The sequence below is a fragment of the Arcicella lustrica genome (genome assembly GCF_034930985.1).
GTDB lineage: Bacteria > Bacteroidota > Bacteroidia > Cytophagales > Spirosomataceae > Arcicella > Arcicella lustrica.
Window position 1 is genome coordinate 1 of the sequence record NZ_JAYGIM010000019.1, and the last position, 20,741, is coordinate 20,741.

Annotated in this window: 5 protein-coding genes; 3 read left to right on the top strand and 2 right to left on the bottom strand. The window is 34.6% G+C overall.

Going from position 1 to position 20,741, the window contains the following annotated elements; translation table 11 throughout:
* A partial coding sequence (locus VB798_RS21680) for an RHS repeat-associated core domain-containing protein (protein WP_323689337.1) occupies nucleotides 1-5,826 on the bottom strand: 5,826 nt, incomplete at its 3' end.
* Nucleotides 5,827-5,838: 12 nt separating this feature from the next.
* On the bottom strand, nucleotides 5,839-13,401 hold the full coding sequence (locus VB798_RS21685; RefSeq protein ID WP_323689338.1) for a CARDB domain-containing protein: 7,563 nt from the start codon (nucleotides 13,399-13,401) through the stop codon (nucleotides 5,839-5,841).
* 574 nt (nucleotides 13,402-13,975) lie between these two features.
* Here VB798_RS21685 and VB798_RS21690 point away from each other — a divergent pair.
* From VB798_RS21690 to VB798_RS21700, 3 genes are all read left to right on the top strand, one after another.
* Entirely contained in the window at nucleotides 13,976-15,658 is a 1,683-nt protein-coding gene (locus VB798_RS21690) for a patatin-like phospholipase family protein (RefSeq protein ID WP_323689339.1), read from the top strand.
* 334 nt (nucleotides 15,659-15,992) lie between these two features.
* Nucleotides 15,993-19,070, top strand: coding sequence for a type I restriction endonuclease subunit R (locus VB798_RS21695; RefSeq protein WP_323689340.1), 3,078 nt, complete (start codon nucleotides 15,993-15,995; stop codon nucleotides 19,068-19,070).
* Nucleotides 19,064-20,689, top strand: a complete 1,626-nt coding sequence (locus VB798_RS21700; protein ID WP_323689341.1) for an HsdM family class I SAM-dependent methyltransferase — start codon at nucleotides 19,064-19,066, stop codon at nucleotides 20,687-20,689. The genes VB798_RS21695 and VB798_RS21700 overlap by 7 nt, the downstream gene beginning before the upstream one ends.
* Nucleotides 20,690-20,741 lie beyond the last annotated feature (52 nt).

Below are 20,741 nucleotides of genomic sequence, written 5' to 3' on the forward strand. Positions count from 1 at the left end.
ACCATTGTCTGTACCATTAATTGCTGGACTCGAAGAGATTACTCTGATACGATATGCTGTTCCAGCCGTGGCATTGCTTGGTAAAGTAGTGGCAATTGTTCCAGTAGAGAGCGTACTTGAGAGTGTACCTATGGTGGTTACTCCAGTGGCAAAGCTCCCAGTGGCATTAGATAACTGAGCTGTAAATACATTACCTGTCTTAATCACCCCTGTGGCAGTATAGGCTACATTGACTTTGGCTCCTAGACAGAAAGGACTGCCAGTGATACTTGAGGTAGCTATTGTCTGTGGAGTCAGTGTTACGACTGCACTGTTGTTGGTATTTGTAGTTATGGTTCCACAAGCATTGCTTACACTGGTTAAAGTATAAGTAGTGTTGGCTGTAGGAGTTACTGTAATGGTATAAGGACTGGCTGTGATGTTGCTGTATGTTTGTCCATTGACTACCACTGACCACGGGCTACTTCCTGTTAAGTTAACAGTAAGCTTGGCTGAATTAGAGCTTACGATAGTCTGTGTACCTGCAAGGGTAGCGGTAGGTTGTCCATTGATAGCTAAGTTTACACCATTGTCTGTTCCATTAATTGCTGGACTAGAAGAGATTACTCTGATGCGATATGCTGTTCCAGTCGTGACATTGCTTGGTAAGGTAGTAGCAATTGTTCCAGTAGAGAGCGTACTTGAGAGTGTACCAATTGTGGTTACTCCAGAGGCAAAGCTCCCAGTGGCATTAGATAACTGAGCAGTAAATACATTACCTGTCTTAATGACTCCTGTGGCTGTATAGGCTACATTGACTTTTGCTCCTAAACAGAAAGGACTGCCAGTGATACTTGAGGTAGCTATTGTCTGTGGGGTCAGTGTTACGACTGCACTGTTGTTGGTAGTCGTGGCTACTGTTCCACAGGCATTGCTTACACTTGTTAAAGTATAAGTAGTATTGGCTGTTGGCGTTACTGTAATGGTATAAGGACTGGCTGTGATATTAGCATACGTCTGACCATTGATTACTACTGACCATGGGCTGCTTCCTGTTAAGTTCACCGTAAGTTTAGCTGAATTAGAGCTTACGATAGTCTGTGTACCTGTAAGGGTAGCGGTAGGTGAACTTCCATTCCAAAGAAGTTTTAATGTATCAGATTCAATACTTCTTTCTCCATTAATCGTACAATTTGCGGTGAAATTGGTATTTGCTGTAAGTGTTACCGAAATGGCATTTCCCGTTTTCCCATTTGACCATGTAACGACTCCTGTACAGTTAGTGGCTGTAAGGTTTATGCTTTCACCAGTACAAGCAGAGGGTTTGTTACTTGCAATGACAGGTGAGGTTATTCCTAAGAATATACTATTGGCTGAGGAAGATTTAGATGCTTCTTTGTTACCAACTAAATCGGTAGCAAGTGTGTAAAATTTATAAGAAGAGCTTGTATTGCCTTTAAAATCTAAAGTATTCCCTTTTATTTGGGATTGATATAATTGAAAATCACCGTTGTCTTTTGAAACATATAAATCATAAAAAGCTATTCCAACACCTTTTGTATCATCTTGTCCTGTCCATTTGATACGGGCTGTGTAGGCATCAACGGAAGTAACACTACTAATGGTACTCGTAGGGGCTACAGCATCCAAAATATTGAGCCAAGTATTGGTTTTAATTGTTTCTTCAGTATCAAAAATAATACTGGCTTGAGCTGTTAGAGAATCTTTAGTTTGAGCAAGAGAAGATGCTATAAGGGTAAAAGTAACATACCCTTCTCCATTATGTTTAAGGCTGTCATTAACTGGCAGAAAACCACTGTTGGCTGGTAAAGTTGAGGTTAACCCTGTGGCAGGATCTATACTTTGGAATACCCAAAAAGCACGCCTATTGGCAATATCAAGCCCAGCCGTAACATCTACATATAAACCTAAGCTATCTCGTAAATCTAATCTATTCGTGTAAACACTGGTATTTTGAGGAACAGTAAAATTAAAATTACCAAAACCAAAATCACTGATTCTTAATGAAGCAGGGTTTAATTTAGGATGTATTGGCACATAAACTGTTACATTTTGTGCTGGGGCAGTAGCAAACTCTGGGTCGTTTTCAAATAATACTTTAAATGGCAAGTTTTGTTTACTTGAGACCCATTTTAAACTATCATAGCCTGTTGGTCCAATGATTTCATTAGGATCTGAAGGATTAACTATCGCAACTCCAAAAGGATTTCCTTCTGGGGTGTTGGGGATTGGGGTGTCAGAACCTTGAGATGGTGGTGGTGGACAATTATTTTCAGTATACTTATCACTAAAAAAATGAGGTAACATATCCAATAAAAAATGAATAGTCTTTCCTTTAGCTCCAACTGGATCAGAATAATTAAAGGAGGGTCCACCAGGTTCTCCAGTACTCAAAAATCTTTTTGCTTCAGTATCCCAAATAGCCTCTGAAGAACTACCGTCACTATTTGCTTTACCATATTTGATATATCGAAACTTAACACTTTCATTATCACTAGTTCTCCAAGCTTCAAATAAAGACATGTTAGGTTGATGAAATATACTTTCATCTTGAGAGAAACGTCTCCAACCCTCTAACTCATCTTTTGAATCAGGGATTCCGGTAGGCTTATCATTTTTACAGTTCCTATTAGTATGTTGTGGAACTTTTTCTACTATTTTTTGTATTGACTTGTATCCTCTATAAACTTTACTTATAAATTTTCCTGTCCGATATATTCTATATCCCCAAACAACTATTGGTAAAATAGGAATGAAACCATCTGAATCAATAAAATTAGTTGGGTTTGACGCTACATAATTGTATTTGTTGAATAACATTGGTTCTGAAACTCCAATGGGGTAAGTGTCTTCGTTCAAAAACCTACCGATAGAAGGATTATAAAACCTATTCCTATTATCGTATAATGCTATATCATTTTCAAAATTTCTACTGGTATATAAAATGTCGTTATCAATGTTGCCTACTTTCGTTAAAATATTCCCATAAACATCATAAGTATATTGATTAACTACATTACTTTTATTTTCTGTCATTTCAACAGTGCTGTTCAAACCGTCTTTATGAAAGAAATAATCATTATTAGCCATTCTTTTGCTTAACCAAGTATCCATACCAAAAGCAGTAGTATAAGCTTCTTGTGTGGCATTACTTCCATTCATTTCAGCTAATAAATTATCATCATCATAAAGCATTTTGGTGATTTGAGCTAAAGTATCCACTTTCTCTATCTTATCACCAAAAGGGTCATACTTAAACTGTACTTTGCGTTTTGAGGCTAATTGAACCTCTACTAACCTATTTTCAGCATCATATTTATATACTTTGGCCTGTGTACCTGTTTGCTGAATCGTATTGCCATTGGCATCAAAAGCAAAACCGATATTACCTGCTTTTTGTATTTGGTCTGCTTCATTGTAGGTATAATCTGTGGTAAGTCCGTCTTTTGTACGCACTTTTCGGTTTCCAGTACCATCAAAAGTAAAGCTTTCAGTTTTGCCGTCGGGATAAGTAACGCTGGTCAGACGATAAGAACCGTCATATTGATAGGTACTTAATCCTCTTTTATCCCTCATGGTTTTACGATTACCAAATTGGTCAAAAGTATAATAAAAGAAAGAGATTTTTTCGGTATTGTTTTTCCAGTTAATCAAACTGTCTAAACGTCCTGCGGTATCATAATGATAAGTGGTAAAAGTTTTATTGCCATTGATTTGCTTTTTCATTCTACCTCCAGCGTCATACTCAAAAGTAGTAGTAAGTTTTGAAGGATTGGTTAAACTAATCAAACGATTATTATTATCGTAATTGTAAGTAGTTAATCCACCATCATGGTCAATCATCGTTTTACGATTACCCATTGCATCGTAAGTGTAAGACAATGCTTTGTTCCATGTTAGAATATTCTTTTTAAATAAGCGGTTCAACTCATCATATTCAAAAGTATAGGCAATATCATTGTTGAAAGCACTTACCAAATTACCTTCTTCATCGTAGGCATACTTGTCAGTATTACCCGTATAGCTTTTCTCAAGCAATCGGTTTAATTCGTCATATTTATAATTTATCGTATTGTTATTAGGGTCTATTTTACTTGTTAAGTTTCCATTTAAGTCATACGTGTATTGTATGCTGTTTCCAAGTGGGTCGGTTTCTTTTTTTAAGCGATTCTTTTTGTCATACTCATAGGTGGTAACGTGTCCGTTGGCATCCGTCATTTTAGTGAGGTTATTTTGGCCATCGTAAGTATAGACCCAAGTTCCCACGGGCAATTTTACCGAAATAAGCCTATTCAAAGCATCGTATCCATACTCTTTAACATTTCCAACAGGGTCTTTTTCTTTAATTAAATTACCGACAGCATCGTACTCGTTCGTAATTGTATTTCCCTGTTTATCCTTTACGGTCTTAACCCTATTCAAAAGGTCATAGGTCATCTCAACAGTACCTCCATTCGGGTCTGTTATTTTGCCTACATTACAGCAACTACCATTATATTCCAAAAGAACTGCACCGGTAGGATACTGAATTTTAGCAAGATCTCCTGTTGAATTATATTGATAGCTCGTTGTATTATTATTAGCATTTTTATGAGTCAAAACTCTTCCAGCAGCATCATAAGTATAGCTTTCGGTAGTATTATTAGGTTTTGTAATACTGGTAAGATTCCCATTAGCATTATAAGTAAGCGTGGTGATTGCTCCTTTTTTGTTTTTAATCGTAATAGGGTTATTAAATGTATTATCATAAGTGAATTCTGAAATATTCCCAAGAGGGTCTATTTCTTTAATCATATTTCCTTTACTATCGTATTCGTATTTTGTAATTAAGCCTTTTAGGTCTTTCCATTCTATTAAATTACTATTATTATCATACTTAAATTCTGCCTGATTGCCCTCTGGGTCGGTTAAAGCCGTTAGCCGTTGATTATCATCAAAAAAATAGCCTGTCACCACATTCCCAATATCTGTTTTTTGTGTGACAAAAGTTTTTCTCGGATTTGCCAAATACGTAAAACGCTGTTCTGAATTACAAGAAGTAATCTGTCTTACCCTTCCTCCACTTCCATAATATGAAATCACCACAGGACTATTATTTTGGTCGGAAACTTGTGCTATTCGGTGATTTTTATAGGAAAAGTTCTTACGTCCATTCAATGGGTCAGTGACTGATACTAAGTCTTTTGAACTATTATACTGATAGGTATATTTTTTAGCAGGTTCAGATTCGTCCTTAGCTTCTATCAATAAATTGTTTTGCCAAGTCAACAACAAACTTCTTCCCGACGTGTTCGTAACTTTAGTCGGAAATCCACTCGTGTAACTGATGCTTACATAATTATTATTTTTGTCTTGGATGCGAGTTACTTTTTTGTGAGATGATTCTGCAAAAATATGTTTACTTCCGTCTTTTGCGGTTAGGGTAATCTGTGTTCCAGATTTAGTAAGAACATCATAAATACCTGTGGGCGATTTATAAATGCCATTTTGAAGTAAAAAAACATCTTTTTTGGCATCAGCATGATAGATAATGACGGAATCCCCCGATTCCCTGTAAAATATATTATAATAGAAAGACCATCCACGACCATATCCATAATTCAGCGTGTCGGTTGCTGCATTATAGTAAAAGGATTGATAAATTCGATAACCAGTACCACGAAGGCTTTGCTCGTTTCTCTGAAAAAAGAGATTGCCAGTATAGGTATTCACAGCCAAACCCTGTGGAGCTGGAATATTGGGTGTAATTGTTTTTTGAGCCTTTACTGAAATAGAAACAGTAGCCAAGACCGTGATGAAATATAGGTAAAAAAGTAGCTTCTTCATGTCTTCTATTGATTATTTGGTGATAATAAAAGAAAGTGGTGCAGTTGCCTTGCTATAAATATTTATAAAGCCCGAAGCTCCCGCCCTTATCACATCAGGTGGTCCATCTGATTCCTTAAAATCAAGCACTAATTCTTGTATTTGCTTTGAAAACTCAGGTGAAAAGTTTATTGGAGCTCCACCCAAGCTCAAAAACATTCTTGTTTGTACAGGAATATCTACGTTGCCATTATTGGTGTAGACAATCGTAATTTTGGCTACTTGGTTTCTTCTTATGGATTCTGGGCGAATAATATCCAAACCAATGTTATCATCAAAACCAATGTTTTGTATAGAACAAGTGAAAAGAGAGCTACCATCAACTCCACCAGGCGAACCATTAATAACCTCAAAGCCATTTTTTAGTTGAGTTGTGCTGTTATTCTGTTTTTTCAAAATAACAGTGTATAAACCCAAAGGTGCTGCACTAAGGTTAAAAGTGGCAAAAAGTTTTGACTGGTCTATGTAATAAACATTTGTAGCGGTATAAACTTTGTTTTGTCCTGATAGACTAATCGTCATTCCTTTTTCAAACTTTGCCCCTTCAATTTTTACTGTAACAGAACCTGTATTTCCTCCTTTATTTGAATTAACAGAAGTAATACTAAATGGTATAATCTTAGCCAATAAACTAATGGCTTGTTTTTCTTTTGATGGATGAATACCAAAACCTGCTAAATAGTAAATACCCGATGAAAGTGCAGGAACAATAATTTCCTGATTGGCTTTGAATGGAATGGTAGAGGCAAAATCATAATGATTTGCATCTGGAACATTGTTTAAACTCAAAAAGACACGATTAGTAGCATTTTGAACAGAATCTCCTTTTAGTAAGATAGAAAGCGTCTCCCCCACCAAATTGGCTGGAACAGAAATCTGATAATACAAAGGTGTATTATTTACTAAAGTATCTCCCGTTAATTTGCCAATCGGCAGTTCTTTAACGCTTACTTTTAGTTTACTTACTGCAATTGCCAAATTATTATCTTCATTACTTTCTACGATATTGTTAAGAATATCCGTTTTCACAATCACAAAATATTCCCCAACTGTGATGTTGCTTAATAATTTGGTTAGTGACCTTTTTTCACTGGCTTGTGTTGGTAAATATGCATATTGGTCAAGTACGCCAAAAAGTACATCGCTGGCATCTACTGTAGAATCTTTTGATAAATAAATGGCTTCTCGTAAATAACCATTGGCATTGTTAGTACCAATATTTTTTAATTGCCAACTTATAGTCGTATTTGTTCCAGCATATTGTGGAGTAGTGGGTACACTTATGTCGGAAGCAAATAAGTCACTTGGTTGTTGGGGATTAATGTAAATGTTAGCAAAAGCAAGGTTATTGCCTTCATTATTGCGTTCAAAGACATTGTCATAAGCATCAGTTTTTAGTAAAATAATATAATTGCCCGATACATTATTAGGCAGAAAAACTTGCCCTTTCGTAGTATATTCTGTTCCAGCCGTTTGTGAGCCTGTATGCTGAAAAGTACCTATTAATATATCATTTCCATTGCCTAAAGTCATATCCGTAGAAAGATAAAGTTGGTCAACCCAAGTATCAGCAGGCGTAGAGCCTGTTCCTTGGTTTTTGATGGTAAATGATACCTCAATCGGTTGAGATAATGTTCCTTGTGATGGAACAGTTAAACTTTTGGCTACTAAATCGGCTGGCGGTGACGTGGTGATTACTACGGTTTGCCCACCGCTACCTGTATTTAGGGCTAAAGTATTATTGCCTCGGCTGGGGTCATTGTTTTGATTATCTCTGTCTGTATTGACCAAAATATATAAATTCCCAGAAGCCGTTTGGGGAATCGTCACTGTAGCTGTTTGGGTATAAGTTCCTCCAGCAGATAGCGTGTTATTAATGCTAACTGTTGATAATAATTCGGCATACGTATTTAATACAGAGCTATTACTTAAGTAAATGGCATCTCTCCACGAACTAACTGAGGTTGGGTAAGCACTGTTGTTTTTTACCGTCCATTCAATATTCACGGTTTGTCCTGCTACAACGGTGTTACTTAATATTTTTCCTGTACTTAATGACAGATCTATAGGCTGAATAATAATCTGTTTTAATTCTAATAATTTTAAGGAAATCAATAAATTATTATCCTCACCAGTGTTCTCAAAAACCTCTTTATCTAAATCAGTTTTAATGACCATATAATATTTCCCAACAGCTAAAGACGGCAAGGTGAATGATGTCTTTTGAATGGAAGTTTGACCACTCGCCAAACTTCTATTTTCTCTGACTTTACCAATTAAAATAAGACTAGCTTCATTTGCATTATTACTGGGTGTCAAATAAATATAGTCTGTCCAGTTTTTGTTGGAAATATTACCTGTTCCACTATTTTTTAAGGTATATTGAACATTTATTGTAGTACCCACAGTATCTATTGAAGGAGCAACAATTGATGTTATCTGTAAGTCTGGCCATGGAGCAAGGCTGATAGTAATAGCTTTGGTGAAAATATTATTGTTTTCAAATTTTTCAAAGATATTGTTATTATCATCAGTTATTAAAAGTAAGTAATATTTTCCAGAAATACCTTCTGGTAAAGTCACAGAAACTTGTTTATTATATTCTGAGCCTTTTGCTAATAATTGGCTTAAACTGGCACTTCCCAGTAGAATGTCTGTTCCATATTCAAAAGTAGTATTAGCAGAAAGATAGACTCTGTCTGTCCAAGTACTATTGATAATATTGGCTCGACTATCATTTTTAACTTTCCATTGCACTACAATACTCTGCTCGGATTGAGCAGTAGCGGAAGCGTTTATTAAGGTAGGTTTTAAATCGGCATTAACCACTGTAATGACAGATGAGACTTTTGAGACATTATTGTTTTCATCTGGATTTTCATAGAGATAATTACTGGCATCGGTTTTTACAAAAAAGTAATAATTACCTTCTTTAAGACTTGTAGGAATATTAATCGTTTGTTGTCCGCTGATACTATTAAGTGAGTTAAGGACTGCACTTCGATTTAAACTTCCAACCGATAAATCATTACCATTATTAAAAATAGCATCACTAGATAAATAGATATTTTCATCCCAATAAGGTTGAGCCGCAATGGCACCGTCATTAGCTGTAATCCATTGAATAGTAATAGGCTGATTATTAGAAACGCTATCTACCGAAAAGCTCAATGAATTCACCGTTAAATCTGGCGTTGGCTTTTGAACAACCGTTAATGCTGAGCTTTTGTTCGTATTGTTTTCTTCTTTATTATATTCATAAACATTATTAAGCCTATCTGTGGCCACATGCACATAATAAGTACCACTGATGCGTGCAGGTAGTTTAACTTTTGTACTCACTGTATATTCACCATTAACCGCTAATGCTTGATTTCGACTGTATGTATATAGCAAAGTAGCGGTATTCTGGTTTAATACTTCGTCTTTGGTTAAATAGATATAATCATACCAATGCTTGTTGGTTGTAATGCCTGTACCCAAATTTTTAACATTATAAGTCACAATAACCTCATCCTCTGAAAAAGTATTTAGAGGACTAACTATTACTGAACTTACTTGCAAATCTGGTGGTGGAGCAAGAGATACTTTGATAGGGTTACTAACACTTTGGTTGTTTGTTGTATTACCCTCAGTAAGCGAACGGTAATCGTTCGTTTTTACAATCACATAGTAATTTCCCTGAGCCCCTTGAGGTAAGCGAAAAGTATAATTTTGAGTTTGGTAAGATTGTCCCGACGTTAAGGCACTTAAATTAGAACTACTGGCTATATAATAGATTTCCGAACCCGTATTTAAGTTTGGTTGATCAGATAAATAAACTACATCGTACCAGCCTACTGAACCTGTCCCTCCTATTCCTTGGTTTTTTACTTTAAAATTGACCACAATATCTGTTTCAGAGACAGCGGTTTGCGGAACAGTAATACTTTCAATAATTAAATCTGGTAATTGGCGAGTTGTAAAGCTTTGCACTACACTTTCTGCTTTACAACTTACTCTTCGAGCTACCACCTTCCATTTATACTGCGTGCCATACTCCAAATTGTTTACTGTATAAACTATCTGGCTTATATTGGATACTGACGGTGTACTCGGCATTACATTATTTGTTTTCCAAATATATAAGTCATAGCCTGTAGTGTTTGTTACAGAAGTCCAAGAGAGTGCAACAGCATTGTCGTGTCCCGTAGAATTATTGGCAGGAATAAGATTAGAAGGTGCTGAAACATTAGGCAAATGTTGTATTGTAACGGACGTTGAATCGTTGGCAAGAACAGAGTCTTTTGCCATTTTTGTGAAAACAGTTATTTTGTATGTGCCGAGAGCCGAGAGTTTAGCCTTTGTCTTGAAAGTATAATTTAACGTTTTGCCAGGGAGAATAGTTGTATTGGAAACAGTATCAATAACACTTGTTCCATTATTAATTTTGTAGGTAATTGGGATATTACTCAATGATACATTTCCAAAATTACCTATTCTAATTTTTACTGAAACAGTATCACTGAGATTGCAATCTGTAAAAGGTGACAGAACCGACATAATACCCACATCTATAATTTGTCCATTCAGTGCTTGCTGTTTCCAAGGATTAAACTTTACTTTATCCGACACTTTATTGCCGACCCCTTGAGGGTTTAGCTTTGCATGATATGGACCTTTTGCATCTCCCCAATAACTATTTCTAGCATCAACCGTATCGGCTCTTGAAGAGCTTACATTATTTATACCATAGTCTGTATTGCCATAGATATTACATTTATCAAATATGGGGCTACCACTGCTTACATAAATTCCCGACTTACTATTATTGTAAAAATTGGACGTATTTATTCTGGGGGAGCCTGTTGCTGAATATTCTAAGCCGTTATTTAAAGAGTTAGAGATTGTGATATTATTGATAGAAAAATTATTAGTATAGACTGATAAGGCTGGATAACCATAATAACTACTTCCTAATTTATCAAATAATACATAACTTAATCTAGAATCTGTACTGCTTGAATTTATAAAAACGCTTCCACCATAGGCATAAGTATCAGGCGCTTGTAGGCGAATAAATTGAATAGGAGAGACCTCTGTACCAATAGCTCTTAAAGTACCATATATTGACAAAAAACTATACGATTTACTAAAATCTATAGTTGTTCCTGCCTCAATAGTAAGGGTATAAGTTGTTTGAACTGTTAACTGTCCATTAAGTATATAATAAGCATTTTTGCCAGGAAATGGTAAAGATGAGTTAGATACCATATATCCACCATTCAATAAAATTTTGGCATTAACATTGTTTAGGAAAAATCCACAATTTTCTACATAAGCAAAAATATCTGTTGGATTATTTAAGAAATTGTTATTTTGTATTGTGGGATAAATACTTTTAGAAGCTATATAAATGCCATAGCTTTCACTATTTCTAAACGTTGATTTAGCAATGCTTACCCCAGTACTATTGATATAAATAGCATTTCCCCAATAATTCGTATCTCCCCATTTATCCATCGAAATATACTCCAATTGTGAGTTTTTTGAACCACTCTCAAATCGTAAGGAACCTCCATGAGTAGAATTAGTTGAATAGCTTGGATTGGCAAAACCACGAAAACGAATAGAATCAGTTGCAGTACCTTTGGCGATTAAAGTTCCATAAACTCTAAAAACATCAGAATAATTGTTTGAACGAATTTCTGTACCTGCCTCAATGATTAATGTATCGTCTTTACTAACATTTATGGAATTATTATCTAATAAAAAGTAAGAATTTAACCCTTGCTTTTTAAAAGCTCCATCTTGTGTTGTGGAAGTACTAAACAACCTTATACTGGCATTGATATTTGAAAAAACATTGGAACAAGCACTTAAAGATGTACCAATGCTGTAGGGATTATTTTGAAAATTATTATTAGTAATTGTTGGTGAGATAGCACTATTTTCTATAAAAATTCCATAATTTTCACTATTTCTAAACGTTGATTTAGCAATACTTACCCCAGTACTATTGATATAAATAGCATTTCCCCAATAATTTGCATCTCCCCATTTATCCATCGAAATATATTCCAATTGCGAGTTTTTTGAACTACTCTCAAATCGTAAGGAACCTCCATGAGTAGAATAAGTTGAATAACTTGGATTAGCAAAACCACGAAAACGAATAGAATCAGTAGCAGTACCTTTGGCTATTAAAGTGCCATAAACTCTAAAAACATCAGAATAATTGTTTGAACGAATTTCTGTACCTGCCTCAATGGTTAATGTGTGGTCTTTACTAATATTTACAGTATTATTATCTAATATAAAATAAGAGTTTATTGCCTGTTTCTTTAAAATACCATCTTGGGTTGTAGAACTACTAAACAACCTTATACTGGCATTAATATTTGAAAAAACATTGGAACAAGCACTTAAAGATGTACCAATGCCGTATGGATTATTTTGAAAATTATTGTTTGTAATTGTTGGAGAAATAGCACTGTTTTCTATATAAATTCCATAGTTTTCACTATTTCTGATAGTCGACTTCGTAATACTTACACCTGAGCTATTAATATAAATAGCATTTCCATAATAATTTGCATCTCCCCATTTATCCATTGAAATATACTCCAATTGAGAATTTTTAGAGCCACTCTCAAAACGTAAAGAACCACCATTAGTAGAATAAGTTGAATAACTTGGATTAGCAAAACCCTTAAAACGAATAGAATCAGTAGCAGTACCTTTGGCTATTAAAGTGCCATAAACTCTAAAATTATCAGTATAATTATTTGAACGAATTTCTGTGCCGGGTTCGATAGTTAATGTATCACTAACACTAATTGTAAGCGTGTTATTATTTATTTCAAAATAAGAGTTTATACCCTGCTTTTTTAAAGTCCCATCTTGGGTTGTGGAATAATTAGTAAATAATCTAATATTTGCATTAGTGTTTAAAGAAATATTCGAGCTAGTGCTGATATATGATATAATACTGTACGGGTTATTTTGAAAATTATTATTCGCAATTTTTGGGGAAATTGTATTGTTTTCTACCTTAATACCAAAGCTTTCACTATTGCGAATTGTTGACTTAGTAATGCTTACATCAGAGCTATTAATATAAATTGCACCATAATAACTCCAATAATTTATATCTCCCCATTGATCCATTACTATATATTCCAATTGGGATCCCTTAGAACCTGACCCAAATTGTAAAGAACCCCCGTGTGTAGAAACTGTGGATGTATTTGTATTAGCAAAACCTTTAAAACGAATGGAGTCAGTAACAGTTCCCTTGGCAATCAATGTGCCATTTATACTTATTTGATTTCTGTAATCAGAAGAACGTATCTCTACACCAGGGTCTATTGTAAGTGTTGCGCCTGAAGGCACTGTTACACTCCCCGAAATAATATAAGGACTTTTAGCTTTAGTCCACTTACCTGATACGTCACCAGATACTGTTGTTTGGGCATAACTTGTGAAGCTAAATAGTGTTATTAAAGCACAAAAATTAAATAATTTTTTAAGCTTTTGTGGTAGTTGTGTTTTCATAGGAAAAGATGATAAGTCATAGAAATCGAGTTGTTAAATTTATATAAACTTCTGATTATTATATAATTATAAAAAGCTTACCCTCAATATTTTACTTTATAAAAATACTCTTATTGCACAACTTTTAAAATTTAAGATGGTTAATTATGTCATAAATTTATTATTTGGTATCACTATGTGATAAATGCAGAAAATATAATTTGTAGTAAAAATTACAGATTGAAAATAAGCTCGAAAGTTGCTATTTTTAGGGAAAGAATGGAGTTGCAAAATGTAAGACTAATTCTATTCAACTAAGTAGTTGAATAAAGACATAAACTTTAATTCAGATTAATTATCAGTGTTTTTTATTTGAAAGATTTAAAAAATAGTTTTTTAAGATTGAGTAATCAAAAAACAGGATTATAAAGTTTAATAAAGAACAAATAACGTAGAATACGTATGATAAAAATTATATTAGCAATTACTCATATATTGTTAAACAGATTTTCAATCTCTCTCCTTTAAATTAAAAAATTGCGATTTAACGAAGTATTAGAGGTATAACCAATTACTTACTTAAAACATTAATATAATGGACAATCAAGATAACACTTTTAGAGTAGGTCTTTGTATGGCTGGAGCTATTTCTGCTGGAGCTTATACGGCTGGAGTAATGGATTATTTAATTGAAGCTTTGGAAGAGTGGGAAAAAAGAAGAGCAAGTGGAGATTCAAACGTACCTTCACACAAGGTTGAGATTCCTGTAACTGGTGGAGCATCTGCTGGTGGTATGACAAGTGTAATTTTTGCTTCAGCAATTCGTGAATCTATTAATCCCGTCAGAGAGGTATTTAAAGATGAAAATGATAATCTTCTTAAACCCAAAGTAAGCAATAAATTTTATCATAGCTGGGTCGATTTAATCTCTGATGATATGTTGAAAGTATTATTGGATACTAGTGATATTAAAAATGGTGAATTGGAATCAGTTTTGAATGCAGATTTTATAGAAAAAATTGCTGATAGAGCCATTGAGGCATCTGATGAAAAAATACATCGAACATATATAGCCGAGCAATTAAAAGTATTTACTACTCTTGTTAATTTAAAAGGGATGGATTTTAACGTAGTGTTTAATTCTGATTCCTCTAAAGACAGTACATACATCATTACCAATCATAGCGACTTCGCTTGTTTTAAACTTGCCGAATCAGAAGCTGATTATAGTAATGATGGCTGGATTCCTCTAAACTTCAATAAAAAAATTAATACCCGTATTGTTAAAGATGCCGCTATCGCTACTGGTGCTTTCCCTGTTGGCTTGAAAGCCCGAACAGTAACTCGTGATGCAAAATATATGAATGATCTTAATTGGTTTGATTATATTACAAAAGATGCTAAAATGCCATTTCCTACTACAAAGCCTTACACAACAGTAAATGTGGATGGAGGCACTGTAAACAATGAGCCTTTTGAAAATGTAAGAAATATTTTGACAGACATTACCAAACAGGATAGCATTGAGGACTACCAAAGTTTTGACAAATTTAAAAGTACAGTTTTGATGATTGACCCATTCCCGAGTCAAACCGTAGATTTTAATAGTAGTACAGAGTTAAAGTCTGTTATTGGAAATACTTTAGGAGCTTTAATTGATCAATCAAGAATAAAATCTAGTACTTTAATCGACACTAAGGGTTCTAACAGAGCAGGACAGTTTTTAATTGCACCAGTAAGATATGACACTAAAAATGATGAACGAATTGAAGGAGAAAAAGCTATTGCCTGTGGCTCTTTGGGAGGTTTTGGAGGGTTTGTCAGTAAAGAATTCAGGATTCATGATTATTTCTTGGGAAGAGGAAATTGTGAAAAATTCTTAAGAGATTATTTCACAGTGCCTTTACATACAACAAATGAGATTTTTGTGAATGGGTATGCCAATGTAAAAGATAAAACTCCTTATATCACTATTAATGATAAAGGAGAAAAACGTTTACAAATTATTCCAATTTTCACAGAATCTACGAAACGTATGTACATGCCAACCTTTGTGAATAACCAAAAGTGGCCGACTGTAAAAGTGAATTATTTACAGTCCTATAAAAGTCAAATTAAAAAACGTATTGAAAAAGTAATCTTAAATTTTGCTACTTATACATCTCTACAAAAAGTATTACTTTGGGTAGGATGCAGAGTGATTATCAATGGTAAAATTGCAAATTCAATACTTGATATGATGACTGAATCTTTTAAAAAACATAAACTATTAGATTAAACTTTTCTAAAACAAGAAATAAAGGGAGGGTGCCTAAATCTGTTTCAAAGTTTGTTAAACACTCCTACTTTCCACTAAAGTAGGAGCATTATTTTTAAAATTATTTGCTAAATCATCTAATTGTGTAAGCTTAAGCTATGCTAAAGCGATTGTTAATCTAAATATTCGTAAATACAGCAGCAAATTCTCTTACTCCCCTCCTATCCAATCATTAAAAATCTCCAGATCCATTTACCATAGGAATACTCTCCAGTATGGCTATTGGCTTTTTTTGTTTTACATTTGATAAATTATCAATTATACATAATTCTGCCAATTATAAAACTTCGTTCTAATGGCGTTCAATGAAAATACACGTGTTAAAATACCAGCCATACTACATCTTTGCAGACTTGGTTTTAGATATTTATCGCTGAAAAATTTAGTAAGTGATGAAAATACCAATATTCTTACGGATGTCTTCTCCGAAAGTATTCAGAAAATCAACCCTGATTTAGAATCTTCACACATCAAAAGATTATATGAAGATTTGTCTTTAATCCTCGAAAATGAGGATTTAGGTAAAGCTTTTTATGAGGCAATTACCGCCACTTCTGGCATTAGATTGATTGACTTCAAAAACTTCTCAAATAATACTTTCCATGTCGTTACTGAATATACTTTCAAAAATGGAGAGGATGAATTTCGACCAGATATTACCTTGTTTATCAATGGTATGCCTTTGGCAATTATTGAGGTAAAAAAGCCTGATAATGAACGTGGTATTATGGCTGAAACGGAGCGAATGAAAACTAAACGGAATCAGAATAGTAAGTTCAGAAAGTTCATCAATCAGTTTCAATTAGTCGTTTTCTCTAATAATATGGAGTATGACGCTGAGTCGATAGTACCGATTCAGGGTGCATTTTATGCAACAAGCTCATATAGTGAAGTACGAGTAAATACGTTCAAAGAAGAACATTTACTCAATCTTGATTCCTTACTCCTACCTGAAAATGATGATTTAGAAAATATTGTTTTAAAAGACAATAACCTGTCTGTCATTAAACATTCTGACGAATTTATTAGTAACAAAGAACCCAATACTCCTACTAATAGAATCCTTACTTCGCTGTTTTCGCCTGAAAGATTTTCGTTCATTCTCCGATTTGGAATTGCTTATATCAAAGGAGAAAGAGGCATAGAAAAACATATTATGCGTTATCCTCAGTTGTTTGCTACCAAAGCAATTGAAGCTATTATTAACAGATGCGAGAAAAAAGGTATCATTTGGCATACACAAGGCAGTGGAAAAACAGCCTTAGCCTTCTTCAATACGCATTACTTAACTGACTATTTCCAACGTAAAAATATCGTTCCAAAATTCTATTTTATCGTTGATAGAATTGATTTACTGGAACAAGCCAAGCGTGAGTTTTCATGTCGTGGTTTAATTGTCCATACCGTTAATTCAAAAGAAGAATTGCTCAAAGACTTTCAAGCCAAAAGAGCTATTCATAATTCTACTGGTCAGCGAGAGGTTACGGTTGTAAACATCCAGAAATTTAAAGAAGAAACTCACATTCTCAAAACTAACGATTATGACCTCAATACCCAAAGGGTTTATTTCTTAGACGAAGTACACCGCAGTTATAATCCTACTGGTAGCTTTTTGGCTAATCTTTTTAATGCAGATAAAAACGCAATTATTATTGGGCTAACAGGAACGCCTTTGATTGCGACTGACCGTCGTTCAAAAGATACTTTCGGGAATTATATTCATAAATACTATTATAACCAATCTATTGCTGATGGTTATACCCTTAAACTCATTCGGGAAGGTATTGAAACAAGCTATAAAATGCAATTGGCTCAAGTACTAAAAGATTTGGATATTATGAAAGGTGGGCTTGAGAAAAAGCAAATCTATGCCCATGAGCGTTTTGTGGAGCCAATGCTGGAATACATCGTTAAGGACTTTAATGATAGCCAAGTGAAGTTTGGAAAGAAAAACATTGGGGCAATGGTAGTTTGTGATAGTTCGGAGCAGGCTGAAAAGCTCTATGAAATATTCCAAGCAAAATATGTAATTCCTCAAACTGTTTCTGAGGCTCAGTTTCCGAACCAATACAGTTTAGCTGCTGAAAAGCCTCTTTTTTATCAGTCGCCTAAAGCCTTGTCTGCGGCTTTGATTTTACATGATGCTGGTACTAAAGATGAAAGAAAAAAGCAAGTTGAAGACTTTAAAGAAGGAAAGATTGATTTTCTGTTTGTTTTCAATATGCTACTGACTGGTTTTGATGCTCCACGTTTGAAAAAACTTTACATGGGGCGTATCATCAAAGACCATAATCTTTTACAAACGCTTACTCGGGTGAATCGTCCTTATAAAGACTTTCGTTTCGGGTTTGTGGTGGATTTTGCTGATATTCAAAAAGAATTTGATGCAACCAACAAAGCCTATTTTGATGAACTCCAGCAAGAATTGGGCGATGAAATAGATACTTACAATAATCTCTTTAAATCAAAAGAAGAGATTGAAGCTGAAATTAAGGAAATCAAAGAATTGCTTTTTCACTTTGACTTGAAAAATCGTGAGCTTTTTTCACGACAAATTCAGCAAATCCAAGATAAAAAAGAGGTTCTTGAAATCAGAAAGGCTTTGGCTAATCTAAAAAACATCTATAACCTCATCCGTTTATACGGTCATTTTGACTTATTAGAAAAAACAGATTTTCATCTTTTTAACGACCTTTATAAAGTAGCGGAAGCTCATGTAGCTACGCTCAACCAAAAAGAAGCCTTAGAAAACGGCAGCGAAAACACTAATCTACTGAATGTTGCCCTCGAAAACATCCTGTTTATGTTTCGGAAAGTTTCCGAAAATGAATTGGTATTAGCAGACCAGCTAAAAGACTCACTCAGGAAAACTCGTGAAGAGTTAGCACAGAATTTTGACCCTAAAGACCCAGAGTTCGTATCTTTGTACGATGAATTGAAAAGACTGTTTAAGGAAAAGAAATTTGATGAAGTAACGCAAGATGAAATGAAAGCCAATATTGGTGCTTTAAGAATCATCTACAACAAAGCGATTGAACTCAACAGAAAGAATAATTTATTAAAAGCCAAATATCAAAATGACGATAAGTACGTACGTGTACACAAAAGAATCATAGAACGTGGTGGTATCTCAAAAAGAGAATCAGAAATCTACGAAACACTGATGAACGTAAAACAAGAAGCCGATGATAAAGTATTACTCAATACCAAAATGCTCAATAATGAAAATTACTTTGAACAAATGGTATTGAAAACAGTCATTCAAGGCTTTAAACAAACCAGTATTAAATTAGACCCGGACTCAGCACGATTTGTCAATAAAGCAGTTGTGAAAGAGTATCTCAACGAATTTTCAGGAAAAACCCAATGGTAGTACAAGATTTTACAGTAAAAACAAAAGAATTAATTGATGGACTAAAAAGCGTTTGTACGTCTTATGGACTTGGAAATGATGGCAACGAGTTCAAAATCATTACGCAAGTATTTCTATATAAATTTATGAATGATAAGTTTGGCTATGATGTCAAACAAATTGATGAAAACCTAAAAAATGCGGAGAAGTGGGAAAAAGCCATTGCTTTGTATTCGGAAGATGAATACGAAATGCTTTTGATGACACTCAACCCCGATAGTGCCAAACTCAAAAGAGACCATTTTTTATCTACCCTATTCGACCGCCAAAATCAAGAAGAGTTTGCTAAGTATTTTGATAATACCCTCCGTGATATTGCTATTTTCAATAATGATATTTTCTCTGTAAAAACTGGTACTGGAGCTAAAATTACCCTTTTTGACGAACTCAGTAATTATATCAGTGATAGTTCACAAAGAGATGCTTTTTGCCGTGCCATCGTTAATCAATTAGTCAATTTTAGTTTTGAACGCATTTTTGAACAAAAGTTTGACTTCTTTTCTACCATCTTTGAATACCTCATCAAAGACTATAACAAAGATGGTGGCGGTAAATATGCAGAGTATTATACACCCCACGCAGTAGCCAAAATCATGGCTGATATTTTGGTAGATGCTCCTGTCAAAAATGTGACTTGCTATGACCCTTCGGCTGGTTCTGGAACGCTATTGATGAATTTGGCTCATGCTATTGGTGAAGACCGTTGTACGATTTACTCGCAAGATATTTCTCAGAAATCATCAGGAATGCTTCGCCTTAACTTGATTTTGAATAACCTTGTACACTCTATTCAAAATATCATTCAGGGTAATACCATCAAAGAGCCGTATCACAAAGAAGGAGAAAAGTTGATGAAGTTCGACTACATCGTATCAAACCCACCCTTTAAATTAGACTTTAGCGATTACCACGCTGAACTGGATTCTAAAGCCAATCACGAACGGTTTTTTGCTGGGATTCCGAATATTCCGAATAAAGACAAAGACAAAATGTCTATTTATTTGCTTTTTATTCAGCATATTATGTACTCGCTGACTACCAAAGGTAGAGCGGCGGTTGTAGTACCTACGGGCTTTATTACGGCTCAGAGTGGGATTGAACGCAAAATCAGAGAGAAATTAGTCAACAATAAAATGTTGCGTGGCGTAGTGTCGATGCCAAGTAATATTTTTGCGACTACGGGTACAAACGTTTCGATTCTGTTTTTGGATGCTGCCAATACCAAAGGCGATATTGTATTGATGGATGCCTCGAAACTGGGGACAACTGTAAAAGAGGGCAAAAACCAGAAAACGCTACTTTCGCCAGAAGAAGAACAAAAAATTATTGATACTTTCAACCGCCACGAAGCCGTTGAAGACTTTTCGGTAGTATTGAGCTACGAACAAATTGCCGAAAAGAATTACTCCTTTAGTGCAGGGCAATACTTTGAAGTAAAAATTGAATATACCGACATCACCGCCGATGAATTTAAGGCAAAAATGGACGGCTTTAAAAGTAATTTAAGCAATCTTTTTGCAGATTCAAGAAGTCTTGAATCTGAAATACAAAAGCAATTGGAGGGGTTAAGGTTTGAGTAAAATTTTAGTCTCCAAAACTGCGACGTAGCGTCGCAGTTTTGGGAACTTTAAG

Coding starts and splice junctions, on each gene's coding strand:
- VB798_RS21700 (WP_323689341.1), top strand. CDS start 19,064: ATGGTAGTACAAGATTTTACAGTAAAAACAAAAGAATTAATTGATGGA.
- VB798_RS21685 (WP_323689338.1), bottom strand. CDS start 13,401: ATGAAAACACAACTACCACAAAAGCTTAAAAAATTATTTAATTTTTGT.
- VB798_RS21695 (WP_323689340.1), top strand. CDS start 15,993: ATGGCGTTCAATGAAAATACACGTGTTAAAATACCAGCCATACTACAT.
- VB798_RS21690 (WP_323689339.1), top strand. CDS start 13,976: ATGGACAATCAAGATAACACTTTTAGAGTAGGTCTTTGTATGGCTGGA.